Source organism: Amycolatopsis orientalis DSM 43388 (genome assembly GCF_000411975.1).
Classification (GTDB): Bacteria; Actinomycetota; Actinomycetes; order Mycobacteriales; family Pseudonocardiaceae; genus Amycolatopsis; species Amycolatopsis orientalis_D.
In genome coordinates, this window is sequence record NZ_ASXG01000021.1 from 17,919 (window position 1) to 31,923 (window position 14,005).

The following is a 14,005-nucleotide window of genomic DNA, read 5'->3' on the forward strand; positions in this document are numbered from 1 at the left end:
GCGTCCAACCCCGCTTAATGGCACCAGGCACCGGTGACCGGGAACGCAGAGCGACAGGCGGAGGGCGAACGTGGACGCAGCAGCACGCGGGCTGGACCAAAGCGGCACCCTGGAGCGCGGGCTGGCGGTGCTCGAACACGTCGGCCAGCACCAGGAAATCTCCACGAACGCGCTCGCCCGGCAGCTGGGCTTGTCGCGCAGCGCCGCTTACCGCATCGTCGGCACGCTGAAGCGGCTGGAGTACCTGGAGGCGGACACCGTCACCGGACGCGTGCGGCTCGGCACCCGGCTGGTCGAACTGGGCGCCCGCGCGATGGCGGCGACCGACCTGCACCGCTGCGCGCCGCGGTATCTCACCGCACTGGCCGAGCGCTCCGGAGAGACGACCTATCTCGCGGTGCCGGACAACGACGCGATGGTCTACGTCGCGACCGAACGCAGCGCCAGCGCGGTCACGCTCTCCTGTCGCCTCGGCACCCGGCGCCCGCAGCACGCGACGTCGCTGGGCAAGGCCTGGCTGGCCGCGTTGCCCGAGGCCGACCGGGTAGAGCGCGTGCGCCGGATGAAGCTCGACAGCCTCACCCTCAAGACCATCAACGACCCGGTCCGGCTGCTGGACGAGCTGGCCCGCACGCGACGTCGTGGCTGGGCCGTGGACGACCTGGAAAACGAGCCGGACGTCGGCTGCGTCGCGGCTGCCGTGCGGGACCATTCCGGGCGTCCGATCGCGGCGATCAGCGTCGCTGGACCCGCACCTCGGGTGCTGCGCCGGGCGGACGAATTGGGTGCGACGGTGGCCGGAACAGCGGCCGCGCTGTCCATGCGGCTGGGGTACGTCCGGAACCGCTGAGGCCTTTCCCCGGGTCGAGTCGGCTCGGACGTCGTCGCCTGCGTCGTGGGGTCCCGCTGAAGCATTCACCGGATCGAGTCGAGCGACCCGTTTTCGCCGCCGCTACCAGCGGAAACAGGTTATCCACAGGCGGGTCGACTTGTGGGTAACCCTGGGGATGGCGGGCGGCGGACGCGGGAATTGTCGGACGGGTGGCGGACCGTTGCCGGCATGACGATCACTCGCGCACCGCTACCTCGTTCCCGCTTCCAGCTTGCTGCACGACTCGGCCCGCTCCAGCAGCAGCGCGCGTTCGCGCTCGTTGCCGGTCATCTTCGCCGCGCGCTCGAATTCGGCGCGTGCCTCGTCCCGGCGGCCCAGCTTGTACAGAAAGTCACCGCGCACGCTCGGGAGCAAGTGGTAGTTCTTCAACGCGGGCTCGCGCAGCAATTTGTCCACCAGCGCCAGCCCGGCTTCCGGCCCTTCCGCCATCGAAACCGCGACGGCCCGGTTCAGCTCGATCACCGGAGACGGCGTGAGCTGCGCCAAGCCCGCGTACAGCGCGGCGATCCGTGCCCAGTCGGTCTCCTCGGGAGTGACCGCCACGGCGTGGCAGGCGGCGATCGCTGCCTGCGCGGAATACGGCCCATACGTGCCGTTCGCCAGCCGTTCGGATCGAGCCAGCGCGATGAGGCCGCGCTGAATGAGCAGGCGGTCCCAGCGACTGCGGTCCTGGTCCATCAGCAGCACCGGTTCGCCGTTCGGGCCGGTGCGCGCCGCCGAGCGCGAAGCCTGGATTTCCATCAGCGCGACCAGTCCGTGCACCTCCGGTTCGCCGGGCATCAGACCGGCCAGCACACGGCCGAGCCGCAAGGCGTCCTCGCACAGCGCGGGCCGCATCCAGTCGTCGCCGCGCGTAGCGGAGTAGCCCTCGTTGAAGATCAGGTAGATCACTTCGAGCACGGCGGGCACCCGCGCCACGCGCTCGTCGCCGACCGGCGTCTCGAACGGCACCTTGGCCTCGGCGAGCGTCTTCTTCGCCCGCACGATGCGTTGCGCGACAGTGGATTCCTTCACCAGGAACGCGCGGGCGATCTCGTCGGTGCTGAGCCCGCCCAGCATGCGCAGTGTGAGCGCCACCCGCGCCTGGGTGGACAGCACCGGATGGCAGGCGGTGAAGACCAGCCGCAGCAGGTCGTCCTCGATCTGCTCGTCGTCGAGCACCGCGTCGAAGTCGGGCAGCACGCCCTCGCCGAGCTGCTCGGCCTCCCGGCCGATCTCGTCCAGTTTGCGGCCGAGGGTCTCGTTGCGCCGGAACAGGTCGATGGCCCGTCGCTTCGCGATCGTCATCAGCCAGGCGCCCGGGTTGCGCGGCACCCCGGTCTCCGGCCACTGCTCGAGCGCGGCGACGAGCGCGTCCTGCGCCAGTTCCTCGGCGAGGCCCACGTCGCGGGTCATCCGCGCGAGACCGGCGATCACCCGCGCCGACTCGATCCGCCAAACGGCCTCTACCGCACTTCGCGTGTCCACCGGCCCATCAGACCGGCCCGGCCCGCCCGAGGCAACCCTCGGGCGGGCGCGGCGTCACAACTCGCCGGCCATCGGGCGGATCTCGACGGTGCCCGGCCGCCGGTCCGGATTGGGCGCCCGCTTCATCAGCTCGACGATTTCGGCGAGCGACTCGCCCTCCAGGATCCACACGCCGGCGACAAGTTCCTTGGTCTCGGCGAACGGACCGTCCACCACGCTGGGCTCGGCCTGTCCGTCGAACCACAGCAGCCGGGCGCCCGCCGAGCTGGGCGTCAGCCCGGCGGCCTGCACGAGGTGCCCGGATTCGGCGAGTTCCTCGTTGAACCGGCCCATCTGCTCGATCAATTCGGCGCTCGGCGCGTCTCCCGCTTCGGATTCCTCGCTGGCTTTCACCAGCACCATGAACCGCATCAGTTCTGTGCGGCCTGCTCGCGCAGCTTCTCCTCGGCGTCCCGCAGTTCCGGGGTGAGGTTGTCGCCGAAGTCGTCGGCCTCGAAGATCCGCCGGATCTCGATCTCGTGGTGCGCGCCGTCGGTGTTGGGCACGCGCTTGATCCACTCGACGGCTTCCTCGAGCGAACGGACCTGCAGGATCCAGAACCCGGCGATCAGTTCCTTGGTCTCGGCGAACGGACCGTCGACCACGCTGGGCTCGCCGTCCCCGGAGAACTTCACGCGAGCGCCCTCGGAGCTGGGCGCCAGCCCCTCGCCCGCCAGCATGACGCCTGCCCGCACGAGTTCCTCGTTGAACTTGCCCATCTCGGCGAGCATCTCGGTGCTGGGCAGCTGGCCCGCTTCGCTCTCTTCGCTGGCCTTCATGATCACCATGAATCGCATCTTCGGTTCCCCTTCGGTCTCGGCTTGCCTTCACCACTGCGTCGAACGGGCCGCGGCCGGATCGACAAGGTCCTCGAACTTTTTTCCTGGTCGCGAAACTAGCAGGTCAGGCGCACTTCGGAAGGCGAAACGGGCATGCGAGAATCGCTGGCCGTGGCAGTTCTCCCCGAAGCTCTCCGCGCCGCCCTCGACGAGGAGCTGGCCCGGTTCCCCGAGTCCCGGCTCGCGCAGGCCGTGGACCGGCTCAGCAAGCGTTATCGACAAGGCGACTCGGCGTCGTCGCCGATCCTCTCTTCGGAGCTGGATGTCGCCGCCTACGCCGGATACCGGATGCCAGCGACCTACGCGGCGGTCAGCGCGGTGCTGGACGAGGTGGCTGCCGCCGCGCCCGGATTCGCCCCGAAGACGCACGTCGACGTCGGCGGCGGCACCGGAGCGGCAGTGTGGGCAGCAGCCGATGTCTGGCCGTCGCTGGAGAAGTGCACTGTCGTGGAACAGGTGGCGGCCGCGCTGGCGCTGGGTCGCAAGCTGGCGGCGCACTCCGACGAGCCTGCCGTCCGCACCGCGGTCTGGCAGCGCGGGCTGGTCGATTCCGCGTCCGCGGCGCCAGAGGCCGATCTGGTCACCCTCTCGTACGTCCTCGGCGAGCTGCCCGAACGCGGCCGAGCCGACGTCGTCCGGTGGCTCGCCGCTCAAGCAGGCACGGTCGTGCTCATCGAGCCCGGCACCCCGGCTGGATTCGCGCGGATCCGCGAGGCTCGCGAGGTGCTGCGCGACATGGGTCGGAGCGTGGTGGCACCGTGCCCGCACGACGACGCCTGCCCGATCAAGCCGGGAGAGGACTGGTGTCACTTCTCCGCCCGGCTGCCCCGCAGCGGGGTGCACCGGCGGATCAAGTCCGGCACGCTGGGATTCGAGGACGAGAAGTTCTCGTACGTGGCGGCCACGTCCGCACCGGTCGACCGTCCGTCGGCACGGATCATCCGGCATCCGCGCAAGCACAAGGGGTTCGTGCAACTCGACCTCTGCACGGTCGACGGGCTCGCGCCGAAGACTGTCGTGTCGAAGCGGCACGGCGTGCGATACCGCGCCGCCCGCGACGCGGAATGGGGAGACGCCTGGAGCGTCGAGTAGCCCGGGTTCTCCGCCTCCGGTGTCCGGATGGCCACGTCGGCTCCGACTGTCTGGTGCCAGCGGACCTGAACCGGATAGGACAGCCCATGGACTTCCCCCAGCGTTGTGCCGAGATCGTGCGGCAGACGGAACTGCTCGCCGCGGCCGTCGAAGGCGCGGACCGCACGGTGCGGGTCGCGGCGTGCCCCGAGTGGAATCTCGGACAGTTGCTCGAGCACGTCAGCACCGGGCATCGGTGGGCGGAGGAAACCGTCCGGACGCGGGCCCGCCATTGGCTGCCGGACGACGCGCTCCGGAACCCGGTGGACACCCCGCGACCGGCGTGGTGGCTCGTGGACGGCGCGAAGGAGTTAGTGGCCACGCTGCGCGAGGCGGGTCCGGACGCGGAGGTGTTCACGCCGATCCCGGACGGTCCGCCGCGGGCGGCGTTCTACGCACGCCGGTTCATGAACGAGACGCTGATCCACCGCGCCGACGCGACGCTGGCCGCGGGCGGGGAATTCACCGTCACGCCGGAAGTCGCGCACGACGCGATGGAGGAGTGGCTCGAACTCGGGTCGCTGCCGCAGGTGCTGGAGTATGTCCCGGAACGCCGCGAACTGCTCGGCCCGGACCGCACGATCCACCTCGCGCCCACCGACCACGCGGCGTCCTGGACGGTCGACCTGACCGGCGACCAGCTGGCCTGGCATCCGGGACCGCCGGCGAACGCGGCAGTCACCGCGGCCGCGCCGTTGCGCGAGCTGCTGCTGATGGTTTACCGCAGGCTGCCGTCGGACGTCTCGCACCGCACCGGCGACACGGCGTACCTGGATCGCTGGCTCTCGCTCGTCGGCTTCGGCTGAACCGGTCAGTCCCAGCGGATCGGGAGGCTTTTGATCCCGTTCTGGAAGTTCGACCGCAGCCGGCGGGGTTCGCCGGCGAGACGGACCTCGCCGAGCTGGTCGAACACGGCCGCGAACAACGCCCGCATCTGCATGCGCGCGAGGTGCGAACCGAGGCAGAAATGCGGGCCGTGGCCGAACGTCAGGTGTTCGGTCGGCGCGCGCGTCACGTCGAACACGTCCGGGTCGCGAAACACGGTCTCGTCGCGGTTGGCCGAGGAAAACCACACCACGACCTTGTCCCCGGCCTTGATGTCCACATCGGACAGCCGAGTGTCCTGCGTCGCGGTGCGGCGGAAGTGCATCACCGGCGTGTGCCAGCGCAGCATCTCTTCGACCGCGCCGGGAAGCAGGCTCCGGTCGGCGAGCAGTGCGCGGTACTGCTCGGGGTGCGCGAGCAACGCGGCCATCCCGCCCGGCAGGCCGTTGCGCAGAGTTTCGTTGCCAGCTACGGAAAACAGCCAGAAAAGGTTCTCGAACTCCTCAATCGACACGCGGCCGCCGTCGTCGTCCACGTAGTGCATCAAGTTGCTCATCACGTCGTCGCCGGGGTGCTCGCGTTTGTGCTCGCCCAGCGCATGCGCGTAGGCGTAGAGGTCCGGCATTCCGGCGCGGCTGCGCGGATCCGGCATCTGGCCGTCCGGGCCGGGTTCCGGGCGCACGGCCAGCGCGGCACGGGCGAGGTCGGTGACGTCCTCAGCGTTGACGGTCGCGCTCACCGCGTATTCGGGGTCCTGGAAGCCGATCACGCGGTTGCTCCAGTCGAACATCAGCCGCCGGTCCTGCTCGGGCACGCCGAACACTTCGGCGAGCGTGAGCAATGGCAGGTCGGCGGCGATGTCCTTGGCGAAGTCGCATTCGCCGCGATCGGCCACCGCCGCGACGAGATCCCGTGCCCAGCCTTCGATCCGTTCGGCGATCCGGCCGACCGCCCGCGGGGTGAACGCTTTCGTGAGCAGCCCGCGCAGCCTGCCGTGCTCGGGCGGGTCCATGTTGAGCATCATCCGGCGCACGTAGCGCAGGTCCTCGGCGGTGGCCGGGTCCCGGATCTGCGTGCCGCCGAGCTGCGACGAAAACACCGCAGGGGTGCGGAGCACGTGCCGCACGTCGGAATGGCGCAGCACCGCCCAGAAGTCGCCGATCCGCGTCACCGGCGTCTCCCGGCGCAGGCGGGCAAGCAGGTCGTAAGGCACGCCCGTGACGTAGGTGTCCGGGTCGGCGATGACAGCACTCGACACGTTCCGACCCTAGCCCCGAGACCGCCGCCTGCGGAAAGATCCGTCCGGTGGAAAAGCTGAAGCTGCGCGTCACCGGACAAGGCGAACCGCCCGTCCTGCTCTTGCACGGGCTCGGCGCCACCGGCGCGGTCTGGGACGGCCTCGCCGGACAGCTCGACCGGCGGCTGCTCGTGCCGGACCTGCCCGGCCACGGCGGCTCGCCTCGACTGCCCGAGTACACGTTCGAGGCGCTCGCGGCCGCGGTCGCCGAGTCGCTGGACGAGTCCGGCCCGATCGCCGTCCTCGGCCATTCGCTCGGCGGCGTCGTCGCGCTGGAACTGGCGAGTGGCCGCTACGGGCTCGACGTCAGCAGCGTGCTGGCGGTGGGCGTCAAAGTGGAATGGAGCGAAGACGACCTGGCCCGGGCCGCTGCGATGGCCGCCCGCCCGCCGCGGCTGTTCACCACTCGAGAGGAGGCCGAAACCGCCTATCTGAAGATCGCTGGGCTGACCGGCCTGGCTCCGGCAGACCCGGACGGCGTCGCCGAAGCCGCGGACGGCTGGCAACTGACTCTGGATCCGCCCGCCTTCGGGGTCGGCCGTCCGGACATGCCGAGCCTGCTGGCGTCAGCGCGCTGCCCTGTGGTGCTCGCCACCGGCGAAAACGATCCGATGTGCCGTCCCGAGCAGCTGCATGCCCTTGTTCCCGAGGCAGTGGTCCTGTCCGGGCTCGGGCACAACGCGCACGTCGAGGATCCAGCCGCGGTTGCGGCGCTGCTCACGCCGCGGCGCGACTGAGCAGGCGCTTAGACTGGCCGGGTGACGACGATCGATCCGACCCGGGCCGGGCTAGACCAGCTGCTGAAGCTCGAGCCGCTCGAGCTGAACCTGTTCCGGGGCTGGTGCCACCAGGGTTCGCCGCAGCGGGCGTTCGGCGGCCAGGTCGCGGCGCAGGCGCTTACCGCGGCCGGCGCGACCGTGCCCGCGGCGCGGCACGTGCACTCGCTGCACGGCTATTTCATCCGCGGCGGCCGCACCGACATGCCGATCATCTACGAGGTCGAGCGGACTCGGGACGGCGGTTCGTTCACCACGCGCCGGGTCGTCGCGATCCAGAACGGCGAGAGCATTTTCAGCCTGTCCGCGTCGTTCCAGACCGAGGCGGAGAGCAGCGCGCACCAGGCGCGGATGCCCGAGGTCCCGGCCCCGGACGAGGCGGGCGTCGTCGAGCAGGACCGCTCGCCGATCGTCCTGTCCGCGATCGAAGTCCGTTTCGTCAGCAACCCGGAAACCGGCCTGCCCGACACCGGCCGCGGCCCGCGGCAGCGGATCTGGGTCCGGGCGAAGGACGCGTTGCCGGACGCCCCGCTGGCGCACGTCTGCGCGCTCACCTACATCTCCGACATCCGGCTGGCGGGCACCGCCCTGCTGCCGCACCGGGACGAGCCGGGCGTACCGCAGCTGACGTCGCTGGACCACGCGGTGTGGTTCCACCGCCCGTTCCGCGCGGACGAGTGGCTGCTCTTCGACATGGAAAGCCCCAGCTTCGCGAACACCCGGGGCCTGACCCACGGCGAATTCTTCACCACCGACGGACGGCTCGTCGCCTCGGTGACGCAAGAAGTGCTGCTGCGCAGGCGCTGACTCAGTCCGATGTAGACGATTCAGCCAAGCCGGACCCGCACCGGCCCGGCCGGCTCCGCGACGGTCTCGGCAACCGGCTCGCGCAGCACGTTCGACAACTGCCATGCCTCAAGGCCGGCGAGCACCGTGTTGGCGACCACGAGCACCAAGTACAACCCGGCCTGCACCGAAAGCCGGAACGGATGCTGGTCGGAAGACCCGGCCAGCAACGAAATGTGGCACGCCACAACGACCACCATCGACGCCGCGGACAACCCGCCGAGCACGATCAGCAAGGCCCGCAGCACCCGGGTGCGCCGCCAGTTCAAGTAGCCGGTCTGGACCAGATCCGGGGTGCTGACCATGACCAGCCCGCAGCCGTAACCGGAAAACCCGCCGACCACGCCGCCGCCCGCGACCAGTGCGGTCGTCAGGTGGTACGAAACCGGGACCCGGTAGGCGGCGAGGATCGCGGCCACGCAGACCAGCAGTCCCAACGGCAGGTGCGGCCAGCCGTACCAGGGAAGCCGCCGCTCCATCCGGAGAATCGTCGGCAGATCGATGTCGCGGTACGCCTCGGGGTCGCGCAAAGCCATTCGCACCGTTCCTCTCGTCCCGGAAACCCCCGGTGTGTGCGCGGTGACCGGCGAAGCCTAGGGCAGGCCGCGCGGCCGTGCAAAATCCACCGGAACCCGCCACTGAGCGGGACCAGGTCACCGGTACCTACTTTCGCACCCGGCCGGTGGCCCCTCGCCGCTTGGGCAAGACCGCGTGACCCACGCCACCCGCCAGCCCGCTCGCGTCTCCCCGACCAGCAGGAACTATCCCCGAATCCGTATTCATTTCTTGCTCCCTCTTCGGGGTTGTCCCGGGATGTCCGGTAGAGCGATTTTCTGTCGGTGGGGCCAGTTAGGCTGCGGACATGAACACCGACGAACCAACCGTCGCCGCCGAAGATCTCGCCCAAGGCCAGTGGTTCTGGCACGAACCCGCGCCCGGCCTGCGTTCCTGGCCGCTGCAGGTGGCCACGGCCGAGATTTTGGAAGACGCGGTCCGCATCATCACCACCGACGAGGTCCGCGAACTGGTCTCGTACGCCCGCGACCGCCGGGTTCGCCTGGCCGTCGCTTCCTGAATGGCACAACCACTACTACTGGGGAGATCTGGGGGATCGGGCCGGCCGCGCACGCGAGCGGCCCGTCCACTATGGACACCACGTCCGGGCTTCGGGCTTCGGGCTTCGGGCTTCGGGCTTCGGGCTTCGGGCTTCGGGCTTCGGGCTTCGGGCTTCGGGCTTCGGGCTTCGGGCGAGTCTCGCTGAACTTCCATGACTTTTCCGCAGGGTTAGTCGCTCTGCGCCAGCCACTTCACGCAACAGCGGCGCATCGTGCTGAACTGCCTTGCGCACCACGAGTCGATCATCGGCGGGCGCGCGGGAATGCGTTGCCTGGCAAGCAGACCTCGTCCGTTGAGGAATCTGCCGCGCGACGTGATTGTGCTGCCCACACGGGAAGCAGCCGACCAACCAGCGTGAGCATCGACCACTGGATCAGCGGGAGAGAACTCCTTGCAGCAGGACGTCCAGGAGATGCCGAGCGCGGGCGTCCCACTCGTCCTCGTCGAGGCGGGTCAGGTAGCCCGACAAGATGAACAGGTCGCGGGCGTCGACGTCGGGGCGGATGGTTCCCTGGGCCTTTCCGGCGTCGAGCAGGAGTGTGATGGCGTCGCCGATCGGGCCGTGGCTTTGTTCGGACAGGCCTTTCCACACCGCCGTTTCGAGCGCCGCGAAGACACCACGTTTGACTCGGGCGTATTCGGCGATCCGGTCGAACCAGCGCGACAGTGCCTCGACCGGTTCGCAGGCAGCCAGCAGTTCCGGGGCCAGCGCGACCAGGTCCTCCACTTCCTGCCGGTACACCTCGGCGAGCAGGTCCTCGCGCGTGGGAAAGTGCCGGTAGAGCGTTCCTTGCCCGACGCCGGCCGACTTGGCCACCGCGTTCAGCCGCAACTCTCCCGACGCGGCGATCGCCTCGCGAGCGATCTCGACGATCCGCTCCCGGTTCTCCCGGGCGTCCGCCCGCTGGGCCGCACTCATCGCCGGCGACCGGTACCAGTGGAAACGCGCATACCGCAACGTTATCGCGGACCCGGCGAGTGCTGCATAATCTGCGGCCCGGCACGCGCGGCAGTGGCCAGGCGGTCCTGACCAGGGCAGCCGCCCGCCGCCCATGACCAGACACGCTGAGAGCCGACGGCGTTCACGCCTTGCCGTTACGCCCGGGAACGCCCGACGACCAGGAATCCGATGGAAGCGGCAGTGTCCCTAGAACGGTACCGGGCGACGGCCGCCTCCCCGCCGTCATTAACCAGGACTCGGCGAAGCGGGCACGTCCGCTACCAGCACCCGGAACAGCAGCACCCCAACGGAAGGGCAGCGTTCCTGTCAAATCGACGGCGTCCGGGAACGGCTGCATCGCTGCCCGCCAATGGCCGACGCAAGCGGCGGCGACCTTTCTATCAACAGCACCCGCGGACACCCGCATCGCCGCCCGCCAACGACGACGGCCCAGCGGAAGCGACAGCGAAGCTTTCCATCAACAGCCCCCAAGGACACCGCCCCGCCGCCCGCCAACGACGACAGCCCAGCGGAAGCGACAACGAACCTTGCCACCAACAGCACCCGCGGACCCCGCATCACAGCGCACCAGCGACGAAGCCCCGACGGGAGCGACAGCGAACCTTTCCATCAACTGCGCCCAAGGACACCCGCACCGCCGCCCGCCGACCACGACAGCGGAAGCAACAACGAACCCTTCCACCAACAGCGCCCAAGGACACCCGCACCGCCGCCCGCCGACCACGGCCCAGTAGAACGGGCAGCGTCCCTACCCGGCCGACGCCAGCCGGGAACACCGACATCCCACCCCCTCGATGACGGAGCAACGCCCCACCCGTGTCCCTACCGAACCCAGCGCCCCACAACGCTCGCGGAAGCGACCCACAAGGCCTTGTCCCCCAAGCAACCCGGCCCATTGATAACCACCACCAGCGCGTTGAAACATGCCGCGCATAACTCCCCGATTCGATTGACAACCCTTCCGGCCCGAGCAGAGGGTGGTCACAAGCTGCCGATGCCCGGAGCGGTCCGGTTACCCTGTCAACGAGCCGAAACGAGCCCAAACGAGCCGAAAACCGCGCCGAAAGGCCCAGCCGGCGCGCTGAACGCCGCCCGCCCCGACCGTGAGGAAAACGAGGAAAACGATGTCTCTCGAGCACGCCGCAACGTCCGACCCGGCCGCGGACAGTCCGGACCGGCGGGTGGCCGCGCTGGAGGAGACCGTCGCGGGGCTGGTTCGGCGGGTCCAGGTGCTCGAGGCCGAGGCGGAGATTCGCCGGGTGCAGACGCGCTACATGTTCCTCTGCGACACGCCCTGCCCGGAGTTCGGCGTCGCGAGCGACGACGAGCGGATCGACCTCATCATGGAGCTCTACACCGAGGACGCGGTCTGGGAGGGCGTCGGCGAGTACTACGACGGGCAGTTCGGGCGGGCGGAAGGCGCCGCGGCGATCCGGGCGCATTTTCAGCGGTTCTGGGGCGAGAAAAAAGACCCCGCGCTTCTGCTCAACGCGCATTATCTCACTTCCGAGCAGATTCACGTGGACGGCGACGAGGCCACTGGGCAATGGATCCACATGCAACCGTGGCTGTTCTCCGACGGGAAAGCGCTCCTGCGGTCCAGCCGGTTGAACAATGCGTTCCGGCGCGTCGGCGACACGTGGCGGATCACGCGTACGCGCACCGAAAACGTCTTCATCGCCCCGTTGCCGGAAGGCTGGGCGAGCGATTATCCCTCGGCGTCGGTGCTGATGAAGCCATGAGCGACGACCCGGTCGTGCACGTGGTGGACGACGACGAAGACCTCCGGCAGTCCCTGGTGTTCCTGCTGGAGAGCGTCGGCGTCCAAGCCTTGACGTACCCGGACGCCCAGACGTTCCTCGACGAGTTCGATCCGGCCGAGCCCGCGGTCGTGATCGTCGACGTGCGCATGCCCGCGATCAGCGGTTTCCAGCTGCAGGAAAAGCTCGCGGAAATCGACTGCCCGGCCCCGCTCATTTTCTGTTCCGCGCACGGCGACATTCCGATGTCCGTGCGCGCGCTCACCGCGGGGGCGGTCGATTTCCTGGAGAAGCCTTACCAGGCCCAGCGCATGGTCGAGGTGGTCCAGACCCAGCTCATCGAGGCACGCCGCCGGTTCGCGGAGCACGCGGAGCGGCAGGCCGTCCGGGCTCGGCTCGACACCTTGACCCAGCGCGAGCGCGAGGTGCTGCGGCTGGTGGTCGACGGGATGCCCAGCCAGGCGATCGCGCACCAGCTGGGCACCAGCGTCAAAACCGTCGACGTGCATCGGGCGCGGATCAAGGCGAAGACGTCGGCGGACAGCCTGGGCACGCTGGTCCGCGACATCCTCACCCATCGCGTCACCGTGTGAGCGCGGCCTCCACCCAGCAGCCCGTGCCCAGCAGGGCGGACTCTCCGGAAGCCCTGCCGACCAGCTGCAATCCCAGCGGCAAGCCAGCCTCGTCGCGCGGGCCCGGCACGGCGATCACGGGCAGGCCCAGCGCCTGCCACGGGCGGCTGAGCACGGGGTCGCCGGTCGCGGCCAAGCCAGCGGGGGCCGAACCGAGTGCGGCCGGGGCGAGGACGGCGTCGTAGCCGGTGGCGATCTCGGCGAGTCGCGCACCGCCAGCCGCGACGACGTCCAGCGCGGCCTCGTATTCCGCGCGCGGCATCTCCGCGCCGGTACGCAGCAGTTGCGCCAGCGGGGCGCTGAGCCGGTCCGCCGAGGCCAGCTCAACGGAACGTTCCCGCGCCGCCTCGTAGGCCATCACCACGGGATGCGCGGCGGTCAACGCAGGAACCAAAGCCCGGTCCGGGAATTCGTCGACCACGGCACCGGCCGCGCGCAGCCGAGAAACCGCGGTACCGACCGCCTTCTCCATCGCCGGGCTGACGTCGGCCGAGGACCACACCAGCAAGCGCGGTACCGAAGGAGCCACCTCCGGCTCCCCCGACAGCGCCGACCAGGCCAACGCCAGATCGGAGACCGTCGCGGTGAACATGCCGTGGCTGTCCAGGCTCGGGCTCAGACCGGTGACACCGTCGACCGGGTACCGGCCCCGGCTCATCACCAGCGAGGCGACTCCGCAGAACGCGGCCGGGCGGGTCACCGAGCCAGCGGTCTGCGAACCCAGCGCCAACGGCACGTGTCCGGCGGCAACGGCAGCGGCGGAACCGCTGGAGGAACCACCGGGCGTGTGGCCGGGCGCAGCGGGGTTGTCCGTGGGACCGGGTGCGAAGAAAGCGAACTCCGTGGTCACGGTCTTGCCGATCGGCACCGCTCCCGCTCGACGCCATTCGCGGACGATCGAAGCGTCCACAGTGGCCGGTGGGGCATCCGCGCGCAGGACGGAGCCGCAGCGGGTCGGCAGCCCGGCCAAGTCGATGATGTCCTTGACTCCCAATGGAACTCCGCCCAGCAGGCCCGTCGAGAGAGGCAGGTAAGCCGAGGAAACCCAAGCGTCGAAAGAGCCCGCCGCGATCCGCGAGCGTGCCTCCGCGACGGCGGCTTCGGGTGTCGTCCGGCCCGCAGACAGATCGGCGACCAGTGCGCGCAGCGACCACGGCCCGGTCACGGCTGGGTCCAGGCGGCGTCGGCGGTCCAGTAGTCCATGCCGCTCGCGCTGACCGCGTGCCGCCACTCCGACGTCCGGCGCAGCAGCGGTTCGACGCGCGCGGTCGCTTCGTCGGCGGCCTCCGGACCGTCGGCCGACACCTGCCAGTGCACCCAGTCCAGCTCGCGGCCGTGCTCGTCGTGCACGAAGAGATCGACGTGCCGCCAGCCGTAGCCGTGCGTGTCGTTGTAGCAGGTCAGGGTCATCCGTTCCACGGGTT

Annotated in this window: 16 protein-coding genes; 8 read left to right on the forward strand and 8 right to left on the reverse strand. The window is 69.8% G+C overall.

Features of this window, described 5'->3' with window-relative positions; all coding sequences use genetic code 11:
• The first annotated feature begins 70 nt into the window (after positions 1 to 70).
• Positions 71 to 850, forward strand: a complete 780-nt coding sequence (locus tag L942_RS03015) for an IclR family transcriptional regulator (protein WP_081654918.1) — start codon at positions 71 to 73, stop codon at positions 848 to 850.
• A gap of 231 nt (positions 851 to 1,081) precedes the next feature.
• On the opposite strand, the gene L942_RS03020 is transcribed toward L942_RS03015, so the two are convergent.
• From L942_RS03020 to L942_RS03030, 3 genes are read right to left on the reverse strand one after another with little or no spacing between them, the layout of a single operon-like run.
• A complete protein-coding gene (locus tag L942_RS03020) occupies positions 1,082 to 2,359 on the reverse strand; it encodes an RNA polymerase sigma factor (RefSeq protein WP_037354568.1) in 1,278 nt (425 codons plus the stop codon).
• Between the two features lie 54 nt (positions 2,360 to 2,413).
• Entirely contained in the window at positions 2,414 to 2,770 is a 357-nt protein-coding gene (locus tag L942_RS03025; RefSeq protein ID WP_037354570.1) for a YciI family protein, read from the reverse strand.
• Positions 2,770 to 3,195 (reverse strand): YciI family protein, encoded by a 426-nt coding sequence (locus L942_RS03030; RefSeq protein WP_037354572.1) that lies wholly within the window; start codon positions 3,193 to 3,195, stop codon positions 2,770 to 2,772. The genes L942_RS03025 and L942_RS03030 overlap by 1 nt, the downstream gene beginning before the upstream one ends.
• A 135-nt stretch (positions 3,196 to 3,330) precedes the next feature.
• On the opposite strand from L942_RS03030, the gene L942_RS03035 reads away from it, so the two are divergent.
• Together L942_RS03035 and L942_RS03040 are read left to right on the forward strand one after the other, a co-directional pair.
• Complete coding sequence (locus L942_RS03035; protein WP_037354575.1) at positions 3,331 to 4,329, forward strand: small ribosomal subunit Rsm22 family protein; 999 nt, start codon at positions 3,331 to 3,333, stop codon at positions 4,327 to 4,329.
• A gap of 86 nt (positions 4,330 to 4,415) precedes the next feature.
• Complete coding sequence (locus L942_RS03040) at positions 4,416 to 5,174, forward strand: maleylpyruvate isomerase family mycothiol-dependent enzyme (RefSeq protein WP_037354578.1); 759 nt, start codon at positions 4,416 to 4,418, stop codon at positions 5,172 to 5,174.
• A gap of 5 nt (positions 5,175 to 5,179) precedes the next feature.
• On the opposite strand, the gene L942_RS03045 is transcribed toward L942_RS03040, so the two are convergent.
• The gene (locus L942_RS03045) at positions 5,180 to 6,451 is read right to left on the reverse strand and encodes a cytochrome P450 (protein ID WP_037354580.1); all 1,272 of its coding nucleotides are present in this window, start codon (positions 6,449 to 6,451) and stop codon (positions 5,180 to 5,182) included.
• A gap of 47 nt (positions 6,452 to 6,498) precedes the next feature.
• Between L942_RS03045 and L942_RS03050 the strand changes: the two genes are divergently transcribed.
• Both L942_RS03050 and L942_RS03055 read left to right on the forward strand, forming a co-directional pair.
• Positions 6,499 to 7,227 (forward strand): alpha/beta fold hydrolase, encoded by a 729-nt coding sequence (locus L942_RS03050; protein WP_037354582.1) that lies wholly within the window; start codon positions 6,499 to 6,501, stop codon positions 7,225 to 7,227.
• A gap of 21 nt (positions 7,228 to 7,248) precedes the next feature.
• A complete protein-coding gene (locus L942_RS03055; protein WP_037354583.1) occupies positions 7,249 to 8,073 on the forward strand; it encodes an acyl-CoA thioesterase in 825 nt (274 codons plus the stop codon).
• Between the two features lie 20 nt (positions 8,074 to 8,093).
• Here the strand turns inward: L942_RS03055 and L942_RS03060 are convergent, their stop codons facing one another.
• Entirely contained in the window at positions 8,094 to 8,648 is a 555-nt protein-coding gene (locus tag L942_RS03060) for a hypothetical protein (RefSeq protein ID WP_037354587.1), read from the reverse strand.
• A 326-nt stretch (positions 8,649 to 8,974) separates the two neighbouring features.
• Between L942_RS03060 and L942_RS03065 the strand changes: the two genes are divergently transcribed.
• Positions 8,975 to 9,187, forward strand: coding sequence for a hypothetical protein (locus L942_RS03065; RefSeq protein ID WP_037354589.1), 213 nt, complete (start codon positions 8,975 to 8,977; stop codon positions 9,185 to 9,187).
• 414 nt (positions 9,188 to 9,601) lie between these two features.
• Here the strand turns inward: L942_RS03065 and L942_RS03070 are convergent, their stop codons facing one another.
• Positions 9,602 to 10,147: a TetR/AcrR family transcriptional regulator gene (locus L942_RS03070; protein WP_037354591.1), complete on the reverse strand. Its 546-nt coding sequence runs from the start codon at positions 10,145 to 10,147 to the stop codon at positions 9,602 to 9,604.
• Positions 10,148 to 11,313: 1,166 nt separating this feature from the next.
• Between L942_RS03070 and L942_RS03075 the strand changes: the two genes are divergently transcribed.
• A complete protein-coding gene (locus L942_RS03075) occupies positions 11,314 to 11,931 on the forward strand; it encodes a nuclear transport factor 2 family protein (RefSeq protein ID WP_200862688.1) in 618 nt (205 codons plus the stop codon).
• Complete coding sequence (locus tag L942_RS03080; RefSeq protein WP_037354593.1) at positions 11,928 to 12,542, forward strand: response regulator transcription factor; 615 nt, start codon at positions 11,928 to 11,930, stop codon at positions 12,540 to 12,542. The genes L942_RS03075 and L942_RS03080 overlap by 4 nt, the downstream gene beginning before the upstream one ends.
• Here the strand turns inward: L942_RS03080 and L942_RS03085 are convergent.
• The gene (locus L942_RS03085; RefSeq protein WP_037354596.1) at positions 12,532 to 13,746 is read right to left on the reverse strand and encodes an amidase; all 1,215 of its coding nucleotides are present in this window, start codon (positions 13,744 to 13,746) and stop codon (positions 12,532 to 12,534) included. The two genes, L942_RS03080 and L942_RS03085, sit on opposite strands and share 11 nt — an antisense overlap.
• Entirely contained in the window at positions 13,743 to 13,991 is a 249-nt protein-coding gene (locus tag L942_RS03090) for a hypothetical protein (protein ID WP_051165686.1), read from the reverse strand. The genes L942_RS03085 and L942_RS03090 overlap by 4 nt, the downstream gene beginning before the upstream one ends.
• Positions 13,992 to 14,005 lie beyond the last annotated feature (14 nt).

Bases quoted from the DNA above. Each gene is read 5' to 3' on its own strand.
- L942_RS03075 (WP_200862688.1), top strand. From the start codon at position 11,314: ATGTCTCTCGAGCACGCCGCAACGTCCGACCCGGCCGCGGACAGTCCG.
- L942_RS03060 (WP_037354587.1), bottom strand. From the start codon at position 8,648: ATGGCTTTGCGCGACCCCGAGGCGTACCGCGACATCGATCTGCCGACG.
- L942_RS03065 (WP_037354589.1), top strand. From the start codon at position 8,975: ATGAACACCGACGAACCAACCGTCGCCGCCGAAGATCTCGCCCAAGGC.
- L942_RS03025 (WP_037354570.1), bottom strand. From the start codon at position 2,770: ATGCGGTTCATGGTGCTGGTGAAAGCCAGCGAGGAATCCGAAGCGGGA.
- L942_RS03090 (WP_051165686.1), bottom strand. From the start codon at position 13,991: ATGACCCTGACCTGCTACAACGACACGCACGGCTACGGCTGGCGGCAC.
- L942_RS03080 (WP_037354593.1), top strand. From the start codon at position 11,928: ATGAGCGACGACCCGGTCGTGCACGTGGTGGACGACGACGAAGACCTC.
- L942_RS03070 (WP_037354591.1), bottom strand. From the start codon at position 10,147: ATGAGTGCGGCCCAGCGGGCGGACGCCCGGGAGAACCGGGAGCGGATC.
- L942_RS03040 (WP_037354578.1), top strand. From the start codon at position 4,416: ATGGACTTCCCCCAGCGTTGTGCCGAGATCGTGCGGCAGACGGAACTG.
- L942_RS03035 (WP_037354575.1), top strand. From the start codon at position 3,331: ATGCGAGAATCGCTGGCCGTGGCAGTTCTCCCCGAAGCTCTCCGCGCC.
- L942_RS03030 (WP_037354572.1), bottom strand. From the start codon at position 3,195: ATGCGATTCATGGTGATCATGAAGGCCAGCGAAGAGAGCGAAGCGGGC.